Raw genomic sequence first — 17,060 nt, 5'->3', positions numbered from 1 at the left:
TGCGCGCCGCCTTGCGGCCGCTGCTACTTGGTCTGTGCGGAAGGCTCCTGCTGCGTGATGCAGTGGATGTTGCCGCCGCCATAGACGACCTGGTCGCTCTTGACGCCCACGACCTTGTAGACGTCCTTGCCCCAGGTCTCGTCGTAGATCTTCTGGAGGGTGTCGACGGCAAGCTGGTCGTTCTCGTCACCGTACTGCGGGGTGATGACGCCGTGGTTGGTGACCAGGTAGTTCATGTAGGACGCGATGAGCGGCTCGTCCGGAACGCGCGGCTCCGCGGCCTCGTCCACGTCGATGGAGTCGCAGGCCTCCTGCGTCATGTACAGCGGCTTCACGGGCATGGGGAGCTTGTAGACCTTGAGCTTGCGGCCCTTGGCGTCCGTCGCGTTGGAGAGCGTCTCGTACGCCTCGTGGCACTGGCGGTAGAACGGGTAGTCCGGGTCGTCGGACCAGATGCATGCCATGACGCCAGGCGCGATGAACGTTGCGACGTCGTCGATGTGGCCGTTCGTCTCCTCCGGGTCGATGCCCTCCTTCACCCAGATGACCTTCTCCACGCCCAGGTAGTCCTTGAGGTGCTCGGTCATGTACGCGCGAAGCTCCTCGCTCCAGGGCTCGAACTTGCGGGCGTACTTGGGCCAGATGGTGTCCTCGTCCTCCTCCTCGGCCATCACGGCGGAGCAGGTGCGGCCCGGGGACAGCAGGCACTGGTCGGTCACGACGAGCGTGCCCTCGCCGTCGACGGTGATGGAGCCGCCCTCCAGGATCATGTCATCCGGACGATAGGTGCGGCAGCCCGCGAACTCCGCCATCTTGAGGGCAATCTCGTCGTCGGAGCGCCACGGGAAGTACAGGCCGTCCACAAGGCCGCCGTACGCGTTGAAGTGCCAGTTGTTTGCGCGCTTCTCTCCCTTGTCGTTCACGACGAAGGTGGCGCCGGTGTCGCGGAACCACGCGTCGTCGGTGGTCATCTCGAGCACGAGGACGTCCTCGTCGTTCTCGAACACCTTCTTGCAGTTGGCGTAGTCCGCCTCGTTCACGCACATGACGACGGGCGTGAACTCGGAGATCGCACGGGCGATGGCCGCGTACTGCCTCTGGGCGGGCTTGGCACCAAACGCCCAGGTGTCGGTGCGGTGCGGCCAGCCCATCCAGACGCGGTCCTGCGGCTCGAACTCCGCAGGCATGTGGAAGCCGTCGACCCTCGGGGTGGACTCGGACTCGGTAATGGTACGCATGAAATCCTCCTCTTGCGGTGGCGGGCGCACATGTGCCCGCCGTTACGTGTAAGACAAGAACAGGTAAGCCAAAGATTGCTTGAAGCCAGGTGCAAGCTGCGGCAGCGGGTGCGGCCCTTCTCGCCCGTGCGCCGCAGTCGCCACGGTAGTTGCGGCAGGCGCGGTCTCTACTCCGCGGACTCCGCCGCCTCCTCTTCCAGGCGCTTCTGGGCAAGCTCCGGCGTCAGGCCGTGGTACTCCTCCGTGCGGCCCTTTGCGGAGACCACGCGGACGACCTCTCCAATGGCGAGAAGAACGAAGAACCCTATCAGCATCGGCATCTTGGAGGACACCTCGTCTGCGGACAGCGGCACGACGGTGGTGATGATGACGCCGACGAGCTCGATCATCGGGATGATCATCGCAGCCTTGAGCAGACCGCCCTTGAACGGCATCTTGTAGACGCGCTCGCGGTTGGGGTCGTTCTTTCGCAGGTTCATGAACGCCGGGAACATGGGGACGTAGGTAAGCAGCAGGAAGACAACCGAAAGGCTGAACAGCATCCAGAAGATGCCGTTGGAGATCGCCTCGACGGGAATGAGCTGTATGCACAGCACGAGCGACGCCACGACGCCGTTGGTGATGGCCGCACCATCCGGCATGCCGGTCTTGGGGTTCATCTTGCCGAAGACTTTTGGCATGTTGCCGGTCTGGGCGGCGTAGGCGGCCACGGAGTTCACGCCAAACGACCAGGACGCCATATTCGCAAACAGCGTGACCAGGAACGCGACGCAGATGAGCTTGAACAGCCAGGAGTTGCCGACCATGGTCTGAACGGCCACGATCATGCCGTAGTCCGGGTCGATCTTGTTGGCGGGAATCGCCGCGCCAATGCCAAAGCCGCAGAACAGGTAGATGATTGCGATGGCGGCGCCGCCCATGATGATGGCACGCGGAATCTCGACCTTGGGGTTCTTCATGTCGCCGGTCATGGTGCATATGACCTCGAAGCCCATGAAGTTGAAGATGATGATGGAGATGTAGCTAAGGCCGTTCAGGCCGGAGGGCAAAAACGTCTGCGGGCTCATGTCGTTGGCGAAGCCGTGCTGCGAGGCAAACCAGATGCCCATGCAACCAACGACCACGGCAATTGCAACCTTGATGATGGCGCCGCCGTTCAGGACCCACTCGGAGTCAGACACCTTCGAGAACGCCATGACCGTGACGATCCAGGTAAATGCAAGCTCGATGATGAGCGACGTCGCAAGGTTGAACTGGATGCCAAACGCCATGTTCAAGATGGGCGGGAACATGGTGGCGAGCGACGCAATCCAGAACGGGTAGTTCACCCAGTAGTAGTACGACGCACGCGCGGCCCACTTGTCGCCCAGCCCATCGCGAATCCAGTCGATGATGCCGCCGTCGCTGTCGTAGGTGGTTCCCAGCTCCGCGACCGCAAGGCCGTACGGAATCAGGAACGTGACGATCAGGAAGATCCACCAGAAGAACTGCTGGTTTCCGATCGCCGCGGCCGGCGCCGCCGCCTCGCACACGAAGACGACGCAGATGACCGTAGAGATGATGGTGAGGAACGAAATGCCCTTCTTCTCTCCCATGCAATTCCCTCTCTCCTTCTGGCCCAGCGGAAAAAGATCCGGCTGGGCGAGAAAAGCCGCTCTCCCCGGCGCAGACCGACGCCAGGGAGAGGGGCGCCTTATGGGCGCGCCCCAACCCTGATGCGCCTGGTACTATGCCTGAAGCTCCTCGATCTTCGCGAGGGCGGCGTGCAGCTCGTCCTTGGCCGAGTAGTCCACGTCCTCGTCGTTAAGCGGCGTACGAGGGCCGAGCGTCGCGAGAAGCGCGCGGATGGAGTGCTTGCGGTTCTCTGCTTCGACCCAGCACAGGGAGCGCTCGGGGTCGTCCATGACCTCGTCCACGACCTCCTCGCCGCGGGTCGCGGGCAGGCAGTGCATGAACTTGGAGTTGGGGCCGGCAAAGTTCATCATGTCCATGGTGACCTGGTACTTGGGATAGAACACGTCCATGTAGGACGCGCCGGACTCCTCGGCGTCGTACAGGCCGTACCACACGTCGGTGTACACGAAGTCCGCGCCCTTGATGGACTCGATGTCATCGGAAATCGTGATGGTGCCGCCAGACTTCTGGCAGTTTGCCTTGCCAACGGCCATCAGGTGATCGCCAAACGCCTTGCGCTCCTCGGGGGTGCCAACGTGCAGCGCGCCGTCGGGAATGGTGTGGCCCTTGGGACCAAACTGCACAAAGTCCATGCCCATGATGGAGCAGATGAACATGAGTGACACGCAGACCTGCGTCGCGTCGCCAATGAAGGCGAGCTTACAGTCCTCGATGCGCTTGCCCTCGGGCAGGTTCTCGAGCATCGTCATGAGGTCGCCCATCTCCTGCGTGGGGTGGTTGAACTCGCTCATGCCGTTGATGACCGGGGCAGCGGAGCCCTTGGCCAGGCCTTCCACGTCGGCGTGGCGGTTGACGCGGGCCATCATGATGTCGAGCAGCGAGCCCATGACGCGGGCGGTATCGCCCAGCGACTCGTGGCCGCCAAGCTGGATGGTGCCGGGGCCAAAGAACTCGCCGTGGCCGCCGAGGTCGGTCATCGCGGTCTCGAACGATACGCGGGTGCGGGTGGAAACCTGCTGGAAGATCATGCCAAGGGACTTGTTGCGCAGGAGGTGGGGATAGTAGCCGTCGACCTTGATGGCCTTCTTCATCGCGAGGCCGAGGTCCTCGATCGCAAGAATCTGCTCCTTGGTGAAGTCGTTGGTATCGATAAAGTCCTTGGGCATTGCCATTGCGGTGCTCCTTTTCTCGAACCTTGCACGTAGCCGCCGGGCCAACCCCGGCTGGCTTGCTTTCGCGACCATGGTGCAACGTGTCAGCGGCCGGGGCCAGTTTATCCGGGTTCCAATGTGGATGAACTGCACTAAACCAAGCACTAACCTCATTAATTCCGCTGGTACATGGCATTGTAGCGAGCTTTCTGTTTTACTTTCTTATACAGTTCGTTACGACGCGGTTTACGGAGTGTTAGCCGTTCGTGCCGGTTTTCCTACCGTTCGCTCGCGCACGCTCAAATCCGCCGACCACAGTTCAGCTCGGTTGTAGCTCCATCACGAACCCAATGGGTCGCACCAAAGCCCACCCCTCGGAGAGGGGTCAACCTCGCGGGGGAGAAGAACGCACCGCCTTCGCCGCGCCGACGTCGCAACCATCAAAAAACCTGGCCCCCAACGCGTTGTTGGGAACCAGGCTTGCAATGGTCCTTGTCATGATCTCGGTAATGGGGGACCGATCTTCTCGCCGAGCAGCACTTCTACCCTACTTGACGAGCACGCCACCGACGTAGGTCGCGCGAACGGAGAGGTCTGCACCAAGCACCACCAGGTCCGCGTCACGACCGGGCAGAATCTGGCCGCAGCGATCAGCGATTCCCGCGGAGCGCGCAGGCACGATGGTTGCCATGGCGACGGCGTGCTCCAGTGACTCGACGCCCCAGTCGACGATGTTACGCACCGCGCCGCCCATGGTGAGGATGGAGCCCGCGATGTTGTTCTCGTCACGCAGGCGCGCGACGCCGTCGCGCAGCACGATGGGGAGCTCGCCGAGCATGTAGTCGCCTTCGGGCATGCCGCCACAGCGCAGGCAGTCGCTAACCAGCGCCACTTCGCTCCAACCCTTCGCGCGCACGAGCGCGTCGACTGCGGCGGGCATGACGTGCAGACCGTCGCAGATGAGCTCCGCGTACGTGTTGTCGGTGGTCATGGCACAGCCTACGAGGCCAGGGGTGCGGTGGTGCAGGCCGCTCATGCCGTTGTACGTGTGGACGAAGACCGATGCGCCGGCGTCCACGGCGTGACGACCCTGCTCACACGTGGCGTCGGAGTGGCCAAGCGCGGTGACGACGCCCATCTTTGCGGCGCCGCGCACGTATGCGTCGGAGCCCTTGCGCTCGGGCGCGAGGGCGCTCTTTCGAATGAGGCCATGCGCGGACCGCTGCCATTGCCTCAGCTTGTCGAGGCTGGGGTCGCAAAGGTAGGCGGGATTCTGCGCACCCTTGTGCTTCTCCGTGAAGAACGGGCCTTCCAGAAAGATTCCCTGGATGCGAGCCTCGGTCGAGCCAGCGGGGCGCTCCTCCACGGTCTTCGCGACGCCGGCGCACGCCTTGTCGATAGCGTCAGTTGATGCGGTCAAGGTAGTTGCAAGGATGGACGTGGTCCCTTTGTGCGCAAGAGCATCAAGAATCTTACGATTACCGTTTGGGTCACAGTCCATGAAGTCGTGGTTTGCGTAACCGTGTATGTGAGTGTCAACGAAGCCCGGCGCCACGGTGGCGTCACCGTAGTCGACCACCTCGAGATCCGGCGAGGGGGCATCCGAAACACCTACGATGACTCCATCGCGCACTTCCAGAAAGCCACCGGCACGGAAGCCTGCGGGAAGGAACAAACCGCGAGCCTTGAGGGAGAAGCTGTTGCCTGCCAATTTCCTGCACCTCCAGAGTACGTGATAAACCTTCGCGATGCAGCGCATGTCCGCCGGGTGGCAAGGGAGCATGGCCCTCCATACCAACACGCCAGGCAGCGGAGCCACAAGCTTGCGAAAACATACCATGGCGGACGTAACGCTACGAATTGTTATCGCTAATGGTACACAAGACATCGCATGGCGGTGCGACAAGGGGGCGTGGCGTTATAAAAAAGAACCGGCCACGAACTGTGTCGCGACCGGTTCTCCTAGCTATCGGCTAGCGGAGTGTGTTCTTCTCCCTATGCCTCGGCGTACATGGCCTTGAGCTTGAGCAGGTGCTCGTAGCGAGCCATTGCCGCAGCCTCGTTCTCGGCGAAGAGCTCCTTTGCGCGCTCGGGGAACTCGCGCGTGAGGCGGCTATAGCGAGCCTCGTTCATCAGGAACTCCTGGTAGCCCTCCTTCGGCTCCTTGGAGTCGAGGGTGAACTTCTTGCCGGCAGGAGCAGCGGGGTTGAAGCGGAAGAGGTTCCAGTAGCCGCAGTCGACTGCCTTCTTCATCTCTTCCTGTGCGTGCATCATGCCACCCTTGGCGATGGAGTGCATCTCGCAGGGGCTGTAGCCGATGATCAGGGACGGTCCGTCGTAGGCCTCGGCCTCGGCGATGGCCTTCAGGGTCTGCATCGGGTTGGCGCCCATGGCGACCTGAGCGACGTAGACGTAGCCATAGGACATCTCGATCTCGGCAAGCGACTTCTTCTTGGTAGTCTTGCCCGCAGCGGCGAACTGCGCGACCTGGCCAAGGTTGGAAGCCTTGGAGGCCTGGCCACCCGTGTTGGAGTAGACCTCGGTGTCGAAGACGAAGACGTTCACGTTGTTGCCAGAGGCAAGCACGTGATCGAGGCCGCCGAAGCCGATGTCGTATGCCCAGCCGTCGCCGCCGAAGATCCAGAAGGACTTCTTGGAGAGGTAGGACTTGTCGGCGAGGATAGCCTTGGAGGCGTCGGAGCCGTCGGCCTCGAGCTGTGCCACGTACTCGGCGGCAGCAGCCTTGGACTCAGCGGTCTTGTCCTTTGCGGCGAGCCATGCGGCCGCAGACTCCTTGAGGCTCTCGGGGATGCCCTCGGTCTCGATGAGCTGCTCGGTCATGGTAGCAAGACGATCCTGCTCGGCGTCATAGCCAAGCTTCAGACCGAGGCCGTGCTCGGCGTTGTCCTCGAACAGCGAGTTGTTCCAAGCGGGGCCATGGCCCTCGGCGTTGACGGTGAACGGCGAGGTTGCAGCCGGGTTGCCCCAGATCGAGGAGCAGCCGGTCGCGTTGCTGATGAACATGCGGTCGCCGAAGAGCTGGGTGACGAGACGCGCATAGGAGGTCTCGGCGCAGCCGGCGCAGGAGCCGGAGAACTCGAGCAGGGGCTTGTGGAACTGGGAGCCCTTGGGGTTCTTGTCGCTGGCGAGCTCGCTCTTCTCGCTCACCTTGTTGACGGCGTAATCCCAGACCTCTGCCTGAGCGGCCTCTTCCTCCTGCGGCACCATGGTAAGGGCGCCACCGTTCTTGTAGTCGCTCTTCGGGCAGGCGTACAGGCAGTTGTAGCAGCCCATGCAGTCCAGCGGAGACACGACGATGGAGAAGGTGTAGCCGGTGTTCTTCGGCATCTTGAGGTCGGTGGTCTTCATGGCCTCAGGAGCGGCGGCCGCCTCGTCGGCGTTCATGGCAACCGGACGAATGGTCGCGTGCGGGCACACGAACGCGCAGTTGCAGCACTGGATGCACTTGCTGGGATCCCAGCGCGGGACCATGACCGCGGTGCCGCGCTTCTCGTACGCGGAGGCACCAAGCTCCCACTGACCGTCGGGGTTGTCCTTGAAGGCGGAGACGGGCAGCGAGTCGCCATCCATCTTGTCGATCGGGAAGAGGAGCTCGCGGACCTGCTTGACGATGGCGTCGCGGCCCTCAAGCTTGACCTCGTGCTTGACATCCTCGGCCTCAGCCCAGTCGGCAGGAACGTCGAACTTGCGGAACGCGGTCGCACCGGCGTCGATTGCCTTCCAGTTGGCCTCGACGATGGCCTGGCCCTTCTTGGCGTAGGACTTCTCCGCGGCGTCCTTCATGTACTTGAGGGCATCCTCGGCGGGAAGGACCTTCGCCAGGGCGAAGAACGCGGACTGGAGCACCGTGTTGGTGCGCTTGCCCATGCCGACCTTCGCCGCAAGGTCGATTGCGTCGATCAGGTAGACGGAGATGTTGTTCTTGGCAATGTAGCGCTTCGCCTCGGCAGGCATCTTCTCTGCGAACTCGGCGTCATCCCACTGGCAGTTGACCAGGAAGGTGCCGCCCGGCTTGACGTCGCGGACCATCTTGAAGCCCTTGACGATGTAGCTGGGGTTGTGGCAGGCAACGAAGTCGGCCTTGGTGACGTAGTACGGCGAGCGAATGGGGCTATCGCCAAAGCGCAGGTGCGAGATGGTGACGCCGCCGGTCTTCTTGGAGTCGTACTGGAAGTAGGCCTGGACGTACTTGTCCGTGTGGTCGCCGATGATCTTGATGGAGTTCTTGTTCGCACCGACGGTACCGTCGCCGCCGAGACCCCAGAACTTGCACTCGATGGTGCCAGGAGCCGCAGTGTTGGGGGCGTCCGGATCCATCGGGAGCGAGAGGTTGGTGAGGTCATCCACAATGCCGAGGGTGAACTCGCGCTTCGGCTCGTCCTTCTTGAGCTCCTCGAAGACGGAGAACGCGGCCGCGGGAGGCTCGTCCTTGGAACCGAGGCCATAACGGCCGCCGGTCACGACGAGATCGGACATGCCGGCCTCGTAGAGGGCGGTAACGACGTCCTGGTAGAGAGGCTCGCCAATGGAGCCGGGCTCCTTGGTGCGGTCGAGAACTGCGATCTTCTTGACGCTCTTCGGCAGGGCCGCGACGAAGTCCTTGATGGACCAAGGACGATAGAGGCGAACCTTGACCAGGCCGACCTTCTCGCCGTGGGCGTTGAGGTAGTCGATGACCTCCTCGAGCGTGTCGCAGAAGGAGCCCATGCAGACGACGACGCGGTCTGCGTCGTCGGCGCCATAGTAGTCGAACAGGTGGTAGCTGGTGCCGAGCTTCTCGTTGATCTTGTCCATGTAGCCCTGGACGATCTCGGGGAGCGCGTCATACCTGCTGTTGCAGGCCTCACGGTGCTGGAAGAAGACGTCGCCGTTCTCGTGCGAGCCACGAGCGTGCGGGTGCTCCGGGTTCAGGGCGTGATCGCGGAACTCCTGCAGAGACTTCCAGTCGACCATGTCCTTGAGGTCGTCGAAGTCCCAGACGGCAACCTTCTGGATCTCGTGCGAGGTGCGGAAGCCGTCGAAGAAGTTCAGGAACGGGGTCTTGCCGGAAATGGCGGCAAGGTGGGCGACGGGAGCGAGGTCCATGACCTCCTGCACGTTGCCCTCAGCCAGCATGGCGAAGCCGGTCTGGCGGCAAGCCATGACATCGGAGTGGTCACCGAAGATGTTCAGCGCCTGCGTTGCGACGGTACGTGCGGAAACGTGGAAGACGCCAGGTAGGCCCTCGGCGGCGATCTTGTACATGTTCGGAATCATCAGGAGCAGGCCCTGAGAAGCGGTGTAGGTGGTGGTCAGCGCACCTGCGCCAAGAGAGCCGTGCACAGTGCCGGAGGCGCCAGCCTCAGACTCCATTTCGATGATCTTGACGGGGTTACCGAAGATGTTCTTCAGACCCTTTGCCGCCCACTGGTCGACATGGTCGGCCATGGGGCTCGAGGGAGTGATCGGGTAGATGCCCGCCACCTCGGTGAATGCATACGAGACCCAGCCAGCAGCCTCGTTGCCGTCCATCGATTTGAACTTACGTTCCATATCCTCTCCTTACATCCACCGGGCACTGCCAAGCGCCCGTTGATTTGGCACGTGGCACAGGATCACGAGGGAAAGCTCTCGTCGCTACTGCCAACATGATGCGCGCCGAATTACATCGACGCACATACACTTGTATTATCACTCAAAGCGGATGCAATATTCCTACAAAATGGCAAGCGTAATTACCCCGTTTTTAGTAGGGATTACGTTTTCTCAGCTCATTGCCAGTTTGGGCCTCATTTCTTTTTTGCACGCTCGAGCAACCTTTCGTACCCTTCGGAGAAGCGCCGACCCTCGGGACCCGGAAAGTCGCTCGCCGGGACAACGCCATGCTCGTCCGACACGAGGAACGCCTCGTCGAAATCGATACGACGACCCTGGACCTTCTCCAGCAGTTCGTCGACGTATCTGATGTGGATGCCCATCGTCTTTGCTAGGTCGGTGACCAGAGAGACGGCGCCGGCGGGCACCATGCCGGGGGTGCCTTCGCGAATGAGGGTTCCCTCGCTCGCAAGCCAGAGCGCCTCGGGCGCAACGCCCACTTCCTCCGCCTCACGGCGGGCGAGGTCGGCTCGAGCGCAGAGCGCAGCCAGGCGCGTGTCCTCCAGTTCCTCATAGGGACCTACGGACATCGCAGCTCGACCCTCCGTGTCCACGATCATCATGAGCACACCATCGGGGTTGGCCGCCGCGCCGTCGCCCAGCGTCCACTCAATATGCTGCTTTGCCCAGGCTACGAGCTCCTTCTGCACCCTCCTCGTACGCGTATGCCTTGCTCCAAGAGCCCTTAGGTGCCTATTTTCCAAGGGAAGCGTCTTGTTCGAGAGTCTCCACCTGCAGACGATTGCGGGCTTTCCAAGCATGAACTCGCCATCATTGAGATCTGCGTCCGGCACACTTACCTCCTTGATCGAATGCTCGTTCATCCAGTGTACCCACAGCCCGTCGAATGGCATTTGGTCCCGGCACTCACATGTAGTCTTTTTGAGCGTGTCAAAGACTATCGAAAGAAAGAGGGTTTCTGGCAGATACCTTCCAACGCGCGGCAGCCGTGGCATTCGGATGTGATTGCCACCGCATGTACGCCGGACTTTCGAAAAGCCCAAAAAGATATGCCAGAATGACTAGCATTCATCGGTCAGACAGTTTTTCTGTTGGCTTATGTTGCTGCGGAGGTGTGGATTTGAGCTCTCTCATCTTTACGTACACCATCGTTGTTCTGTGCGTCTGTCTCAGCACGGCTTCAATTTCGATTGCGGCTTACATAGTCTCAAGACGGCTCAAATACATTCCGCAGGCGCTCTTCTTCATTGCCTACTTCGTCGAGCTGACCCAGATCTTTGGGGGCGAGTGGCTTCTTCAGAACGTCGGAACGGTTACAGCGGCGAACTACTATGCGGTCGACGAGCCCGCGTTCAGAATACTGATTGGAGCCGTCATCCTCGCCTGCTTCTGGCAAATCGTGTTCGGCATCATCGATGTGCGCGAACCGCGTCGAATAGTCCTTCCGACGATTGCGCTCTGCGTGGCCCAGGCGTTGACCCTGCTTCTACTCCCCTATGGCCCGCTGCGCCAATGGCTCTTCTACACCATGCGGCAGGTCTCCATACTCAGCTGCCTTGGATATGCCTTCTGGCTCTATCGCTCGAACAAGGACGAGGTGTTCCAGCATCGCATGGTAAAGAGACGACCCATATTCCTGACACTTCCCGTCTTTACCATCTCCATCGTCTGCGAGGACACCTACGTTATCCTGCTTGCGCCCATCCCCGCCGCAAACAGCCCGCTTACCGGCGTCTTCCTCTCGAGTCGCAACATATCCGAGAACCTGATGATGATCTTCGTCGCGGCGGTCACCATCTACCAGACCGTGCGGGACCTTGCGCTGCGCTTCAACGAGCCACCCGAGGTCCAGATCGATGCCGCGAGGCACAACAGCTCGCTTACAGAGCACATCGAGGACAGGCTTCCCGCGTACGTACAGGCGCACAGCCTCTCAAAGCGCGAGCGAGAAATACTTGCCCTCGTCGTCGAGGGCAAGTCCAATCGCGAGATCGCGTCTGAGCTGATACTTGCGGAGGGAACCATCAAGACGCACCTTCACAACATCATGAAGAAGTGCGGACAGCCGAACCGCGAGGATCTCAAGAAAGACTTCTGGCGCAGCTAGGTAAGGCGACATGTATGAAGAAGGGAGGGCCGCGACCACGTCGCGACCCTCCCTATGCTTTCAAGCTTGGCGCTCTTTAACACCTATGCAGGCAATGCCTACGCGTGGATGCGGGTGCCGGAGAGGCCCGCCATGGCCTCGGCGGCCTTCTCGAGCGAGCCGATGATGCAGACGCGGCCGGGGCGAGACTCGGCGAACTTGATGCCGGCCTTGACCTTTGGCTCCATGGAGCCCTTGCCGAACTGGCCCTCCTCGACGTACTGCTTGGCCTCGCCGACAGTGATGTCCTCGAGGTCCTTCTGGTCGGGCTTGCCAAAGTTGATGGCAACGTGGTCGACGGCGGTCAGCAGGACGAGCATGTCGGCGGAGCAGTCCTCAGCGAGGAGCTCGCCGCCCATGTCCTTGTCGATGACGGCAGCGACGCCCTTGTAGGTGCCCTTGTCGGTGTAGTCACGGACGACGGGGATTCCGCCACCACCGCAGGCGATGACGATGAACTCGTTGTCGAGGAGGTTGAGGATGCTCTCGTACTCGACGATCTTCTTGGGCTGCGGGGACGCGACGACGCGACGGTAGCCGCGGCCGGAGTCCTCGACCATGTTCCAGTCGGGGTGCTTCTCGAGCTCGGCGTCGGCCTCCTCCTTGCTCATGAAGGCACCGATGGGCTTGGTGGGGTTCTTGAACGCGGGATCGTCGGGGTCGACCTCGATCTGGGTCACGACGGAGGCGACGTGCCAGCGCTTGTACTCCTTGTGCATGGCGGCACCGATGGCCTGCTGCAGGTGGTAGCCGATGTAGCCCTGGGACATCGCGCCGCACTCGGGGAGGTCCATGGCGGGGATCTTCGCCGGGTCATCCTTGTGGGCGTAAGCGAATGCGTTCTGGATCATGCCGACCTGCGGGCCGTTGCCGTGGGTGATGATGATCTCGTTGCCCTGCTCGATGACCTTGAGCAGCGTCGGGGCCGCGGCGCGGACCTTGGCGATCTGCTCCTCGGGGGTGTTGCCGAGGGCGTTGCCGCCGAGGGCGATGACGACGCGGTTAGGCTTGCCAAATGCCTTGGACACTTTATCCTCCTATGCCTAAATGACTTAAGGCGACGCCTGCGCGCCGCCCTCCGAATCGGAGACTAGACTATACCGCGTTTCTCAAGATTGTGTAGCTGTTTTTCTCATTTCTATAAACGGTAGGAAATTCGTTTTCAAAGGTAGATGTGCGTTTCTTAAAATATGTTTATGCATATATCTATCTTTGCTTCCAATATTAGGTGTAATCGAAGAGCCCTGAACCAATCCGGTGCTAGGAATTGCGAGTATATGCGACTCGGGACGGGAAAAGCCCTTTCCGTACGCGCGAAAGGAGGCAACGGCTACCATGGGCTTATGGATACCTTGACTCACACATCACCCAGTAACGACTGCATGAGGTTACGACAACCCGTAGTCGGGCGCTTTGCTCCAACGCCATCCGGCAAGATACACCTAGGCAATGTCTTCTCGGCACTCCTTGCATGGGCCTCCGTTAGGGCCGCAGGCGGCAAGATGATCCTGCGCATCGAGGACCTCGACCCACGGGCCCAGAATCAGAGCGTGGCCGATGACCTCATGAGGGATTACGAGTGGCTTGGCCTCTCTTGGGACGAGGGACCGTTTTATCAAAGCAGACGTACGGACGCCTATCAGGAGGCGTTGGTAACGCTGAGCGGAAGGGGCCTCACCTACCCTTGCTTTTGCTCGCGGGCGGAGCTTCACGCGGCAAGCGCGCCCCACGCGTCGGACGGCACATTCGTGTACCAGGGAACGTGCAGGGGACTTACCAAAGAGCAGGTTGCCGAGAAATCCAAGACGCGCAATCCCGCCATTCGGCTCAAGGTCCCCGACGAGAGCTCCCCGCTTGCGCAGATCTCCGTGGTCGATCGCGTATATGGGCCCTATAGCGAGAACCTCGCACGTGACTGCGGCGATTTTCTCATCAGAAGGAGTGATGGCATATTCGCCTATCAGCTCGCCGTGGTGGTAGACGACGGACTGATGGGCGTTACGGAAGTCGTAAGGGGCAGAGACCTCCTTCCCTCCGCCGCGAGACAGACATATCTTGGGAACCTCCTAGGGTTTGGACGACACGAATATGCGCATGTACCGCTTCTTATGGGGCCAGATGGCCATCGCCTCTCGAAAAGAAACCTTGACACTGACGTGGCGAGCCTCCGCGAGGACGGCCTAAGTGCCAAGGCGATAATTGGCCGGCTGGCCGAAGCCATTGGGGTCGCAGACCCGGGAGAGAGACTGACGGCTGACGAGTTTGCAAACAGGTTCTCGTGGGAGAGCGTCCGGAGGCACAAAAGTGACGTGGTGGTGGACGAGAAGTTCTTTCTAAAGTAGATGTTGTGAGTTTGACCCAATGTGGGGTATTATTGCCAAGCACAACGTTTGGAGAGCTGACCGAGAGGCCGAAGGTGCTCGCCTGCTAAGCGAGTATAGGACCAAATCCTATCTGGGGTTCGAATCCCCAGCTCTCCGCCAGACGATTCAGACCCAGCCAAAGCAATTTGGTTGGGTCTTTCTCTTTTTCGCAGGTAAATCGATTAAAACGCAATCGATTCCAAAAAGTTTGAAATTCTCCCTTGACGCGGTCCCCCATCAGTGGCATTTTAATTACTGCAATGCGGCGTTACCTCAGCTGGATAGAGGGTCTGACTACGAATCAGAACGTCATAGGTTCGAATCCTATACGCCGCACCAGATTATTCTGGAGCCTCGAAAGAGGCTCTTGCACATGCGGCGTTACCTCAGCTGGATAGAGGGTCTGACTACGAATCAGAACGTCATAGGTTCGAATCCTATACGCCGCACCAGAACTTGCGAGGCCCCGAAAGGGGCCTCTTTCTTTATAGGAAGAACCCATCAACAGAAGATACGACCTTGTAGGGAATGGCGCTCCAGTCGAGCCAATCCATGAGGTCGAGCGTGGTCTTCTCCCCCGTTTTAAAGAACTCACCAAGAACCTCTGCCGGCTCGCCATCACGGTTCCCAAGCAGAGACATTGCCTCCCGGGCAGCAGAGGTGCCAAGGACGACTCTGTTTATGTGACTTGGGGTCCCATGAACAGACATCGTTGTGGGTCCAAACGTCTCCTCCCACACCTCGACACCGTTTTCACTCAGGACCACGTCCACCGTTCGAGACTCTCCGGCCGCATGCACCGAAAGGACATTAGCCCCAACAGATCCCACGAGAACATCCTTCATCTCTTCTCCCTCCCCCGATGATTTCGTTGAAGTGAGTATACTACGTTCGTCTACAAAATAGAACAGTTGTTCGTAATATTTTCCAGAAGAAAGGCGGGGCCCAGATGAGCACCCGCCTAGGGAAAAGCAGCCTAAAGCCTGTGGTGGCAACTATGCCAGAGGCTTGATGACCTCCATGTCGCGCATGTAGGGGCGAAGGACCTCGGGGACCGTGATCGAGCCATCAGCGTTCTGGTAGTTCTCCATGATGGCGGCCATGGTGCGGCCGACGGCGAGGCCCGAGCCGTTCAGCGTGTGGACGAAGCGGGAGCCCTTGAACTCGGACGGGTCCTTGTACTTGATGTTCGCACGACGGGCCTGGAAGTCCCAGCAGTTGGAGCAGGAGGAGATCTCCTTGTAGTTGTTGTAGCTCGGCAGCCAGACCTCGAGGTCGTAGCACTTGGTGGCGCTGAAGCCGATGTCGCCGGTGCAGAGCGTCACGACGTGGTACGGAAGGCCAAGGAGCTGCAGGCACCTCTCCGCCTCGGCAACCATGGACTCGAGCTGGTTCATGGAGTCCTCGGGCTTTGCGAACTTGACCATCTCGACCTTGTCGAACTCGTGCACGCGGATGATGCCGCGGGTGTCACGCCCAGCAGAGCCGGCCTCCTCGCGGAAGCACGGGGTGAACGCCGTATACCACAGCGGGAGCTGGGAGCCGTCAAGAGTCTCGCCGCGGTGAATGTTGGTCAGCATGACCTCCGCGGTCGGGATGAGGTACATGCCGCCGGAGACGTGGTAGAGGTCCTCGTCGAACTTCGGGAGCTGGCCGGTGCCAAACAGGCTGTCGTAGTTGGTGATGACGGGGGGCCACCACTCCTTGAAGCCGGCCTTTACGTGCGTGTCGATAAAGAAGTTGATGAGCGCGCGCTCCATGAGGGCACCGGCGCCGCCAAGCAGGTAGAACCTGGTGCCGGCAAGCTTGATGCCGCGCTCGAAGTCGATCATGCCGGTGCTGGGGCCAAGGTCCCAGTGCGCCTTGGGCTCGAAGTCAAAGTGCGTCGGCTCGCCCCACTTGCGAACCTCGGGGTTGTCGGAATCGTCGACGCCGTAGGGAACGCTCTCGTGCGGGATGTTGGGGATGGCCGCGACCAGGTCGAAGAGCTGCTTCTCCACGTCGGTGCGCTTCTCGTTAAGATCGGCGATCCTCTGCTTGTTGGCGGTGACCTTCGCCTTGGCGGCCTCGGCCTCGTCCTTCTTGCCATCGCGCATGAGGAGGCCGATCTCCTTGGAGGCCGCGTTACGCTCTGCCTGGAGGTTCTCGACCTCTGCGATCACGGAGCGCCTCTCCTCGTCGAGCTCGAAGAACCTCTCCCTATCCCAGTGCGCGTTCTGCCTGGACGCACACGACTTGTCCACTGCGTCAGGATTTTCGCGTACGAACTTGATGTCGAGCATCTCGTTTCCCCTTTGTATCGGTAACAAGCGGCCTGTCGGGACAGGCCTACGTACAGCCGTTCAAGTATATACTTGTTGTTCTGAATCTCGCTTTTTAGCCTGAGTTGTTCACCAAGATAGAAAGGTCACCTTATGGGTCAGATCGGCACCTTCTTCGACTGGCTGTTCAACAAGCCGGCAGGCGTGCTCTGCCTTATAGTCGGCGGAATCATCTTCTTCCTGATCGTCTCCGTCGTTCTGGAGCGCAAGACGCGCAAGATTTACAAGAACCACGAGAAGTCCCCCGAGGACTGGGACCTCTTCGACGACGATGACGACGAGAGCGGCTGGAGCAGCTTCGAGGACGACAACAACTAGTCCCAAACAATAGAACGGCGAGAAAAACCGCAGGTGAGGGGTTCCGTAGCCACGTGGGCTGCGGGCCCTTTTTTGTTGGAGCGCAGACGGCGCGTACGCATACGCGTGCCACATATAAGCAAAAAGCCCCACCAGCCTGGTGACTGGTGGGGCCTCACATGCAATGGTGCGGGCGAAAGGACTTGAACCTTCATGAGATTGCTCTCATACGGACCTGAACCGTACGCGTCTGCCAATTCCGCCACGCCCGCGTGAGTCAGCATTCTAATACC

At 60.5% G+C, this 17,060-nt stretch carries 12 protein-coding genes and 4 tRNA genes; 6 read left to right on the top strand and 10 right to left on the bottom strand.

Annotated elements, in window-relative coordinates; translation table 11 throughout:
• Window positions 1-23: 23 nt before the first annotated feature.
• From BLT96_RS09515 to BLT96_RS09490, 6 genes are all read right to left on the bottom strand, one after another.
• Window positions 24-1,238, bottom strand: coding sequence for an agmatine deiminase family protein (locus BLT96_RS09515; protein ID WP_090863815.1), 1,215 nt, complete (start codon window positions 1,236-1,238; stop codon window positions 24-26).
• 167 nt (window positions 1,239-1,405) lie between these two features.
• On the bottom strand, window positions 1,406-2,833 hold the full coding sequence (locus BLT96_RS09510) for an APC family permease (RefSeq protein ID WP_090863813.1): 1,428 nt from the start codon (window positions 2,831-2,833) through the stop codon (window positions 1,406-1,408).
• Window positions 2,834-2,965: 132 nt separating this feature from the next.
• Window positions 2,966-4,045, bottom strand: a complete 1,080-nt coding sequence (gene ptcA, locus BLT96_RS09505; protein WP_090863811.1) for a putrescine carbamoyltransferase — start codon at window positions 4,043-4,045, stop codon at window positions 2,966-2,968.
• 526 nt (window positions 4,046-4,571) lie between these two features.
• Window positions 4,572-5,735 carry an N-acetylglucosamine-6-phosphate deacetylase gene (nagA, locus tag BLT96_RS09500; protein WP_245719270.1) on the bottom strand — a complete coding sequence of 388 codons (1,164 nt, stop codon included), beginning with the start codon at window positions 5,733-5,735 and terminating at the stop codon, window positions 4,572-4,574.
• A gap of 284 nt (window positions 5,736-6,019) precedes the next feature.
• The gene (gene nifJ / locus BLT96_RS09495; protein ID WP_090863807.1) at window positions 6,020-9,577 is read right to left on the bottom strand and encodes a pyruvate:ferredoxin (flavodoxin) oxidoreductase; all 3,558 of its coding nucleotides are present in this window, start codon (window positions 9,575-9,577) and stop codon (window positions 6,020-6,022) included.
• 236 nt (window positions 9,578-9,813) lie between these two features.
• A complete protein-coding gene (locus BLT96_RS09490) occupies window positions 9,814-10,473 on the bottom strand; it encodes an ATP-dependent Clp protease adaptor ClpS (RefSeq protein WP_245719269.1) in 660 nt (219 codons plus the stop codon).
• Between the two features lie 287 nt (window positions 10,474-10,760).
• Here BLT96_RS09490 and BLT96_RS09485 point away from each other — a divergent pair, with 287 nt between their 5' ends.
• Window positions 10,761-11,747, top strand: a complete 987-nt coding sequence (locus BLT96_RS09485) for a helix-turn-helix domain-containing protein (protein ID WP_090863804.1) — start codon at window positions 10,761-10,763, stop codon at window positions 11,745-11,747.
• Between the two features lie 98 nt (window positions 11,748-11,845).
• Here the strand turns inward: BLT96_RS09485 and arcC are convergent, their stop codons facing one another.
• A complete protein-coding gene (gene arcC / locus BLT96_RS09480; RefSeq protein WP_090847308.1) occupies window positions 11,846-12,814 on the bottom strand; it encodes a carbamate kinase in 969 nt (322 codons plus the stop codon).
• A 315-nt stretch (window positions 12,815-13,129) separates the two neighbouring features.
• Here arcC and gluQRS point away from each other — a divergent pair, with 315 nt between their 5' ends.
• From gluQRS to BLT96_RS09460, 4 genes are all read left to right on the top strand, one after another.
• Window positions 13,130-14,128: a tRNA glutamyl-Q(34) synthetase GluQRS gene (gluQRS, locus tag BLT96_RS09475; RefSeq protein ID WP_336433200.1), complete on the top strand. Its 999-nt coding sequence runs from the start codon at window positions 13,130-13,132 to the stop codon at window positions 14,126-14,128.
• Between the two features lie 50 nt (window positions 14,129-14,178).
• Window positions 14,179-14,269: transfer RNA gene (locus tag BLT96_RS09470), tRNA-Ser, on the top strand.
• Window positions 14,270-14,411: 142 nt separating this feature from the next.
• A tRNA-Arg gene (locus tag BLT96_RS09465) sits at window positions 14,412-14,488 on the top strand.
• 36 nt (window positions 14,489-14,524) lie between these two features.
• Window positions 14,525-14,601 (top strand) — tRNA-Arg (locus BLT96_RS09460).
• A 33-nt stretch (window positions 14,602-14,634) separates the two neighbouring features.
• On the opposite strand, the gene BLT96_RS09455 is transcribed toward BLT96_RS09460, so the two are convergent.
• A complete protein-coding gene (locus tag BLT96_RS09455; protein WP_090847088.1) occupies window positions 14,635-14,994 on the bottom strand; it encodes a hypothetical protein in 360 nt (119 codons plus the stop codon).
• A 150-nt stretch (window positions 14,995-15,144) separates the two neighbouring features.
• Entirely contained in the window at window positions 15,145-16,431 is a 1,287-nt protein-coding gene (gene serS / locus BLT96_RS09450) for a serine--tRNA ligase (RefSeq protein ID WP_090863802.1), read from the bottom strand.
• 132 nt (window positions 16,432-16,563) lie between these two features.
• Here serS and BLT96_RS09445 point away from each other — a divergent pair, with 132 nt between their 5' ends.
• Window positions 16,564-16,788 (top strand): DUF6724 family protein, encoded by a 225-nt coding sequence (locus BLT96_RS09445; protein ID WP_090847084.1) that lies wholly within the window; start codon window positions 16,564-16,566, stop codon window positions 16,786-16,788.
• 164 nt (window positions 16,789-16,952) lie between these two features.
• Here BLT96_RS09445 and BLT96_RS09440 read toward each other — a convergent pair.
• A tRNA-Leu gene (locus tag BLT96_RS09440) sits at window positions 16,953-17,039 on the bottom strand.
• Window positions 17,040-17,060 lie beyond the last annotated feature (21 nt).

The organism is Parafannyhessea umbonata (assembly GCF_900105025.1).
Classification (GTDB): domain Bacteria; phylum Actinomycetota; class Coriobacteriia; order Coriobacteriales; family Atopobiaceae; genus Parafannyhessea; species Parafannyhessea umbonata.
The sequence above is the reverse complement of the archived record's forward strand: the minus strand, read 5'-3'. Positions and strand labels throughout refer to the sequence as shown.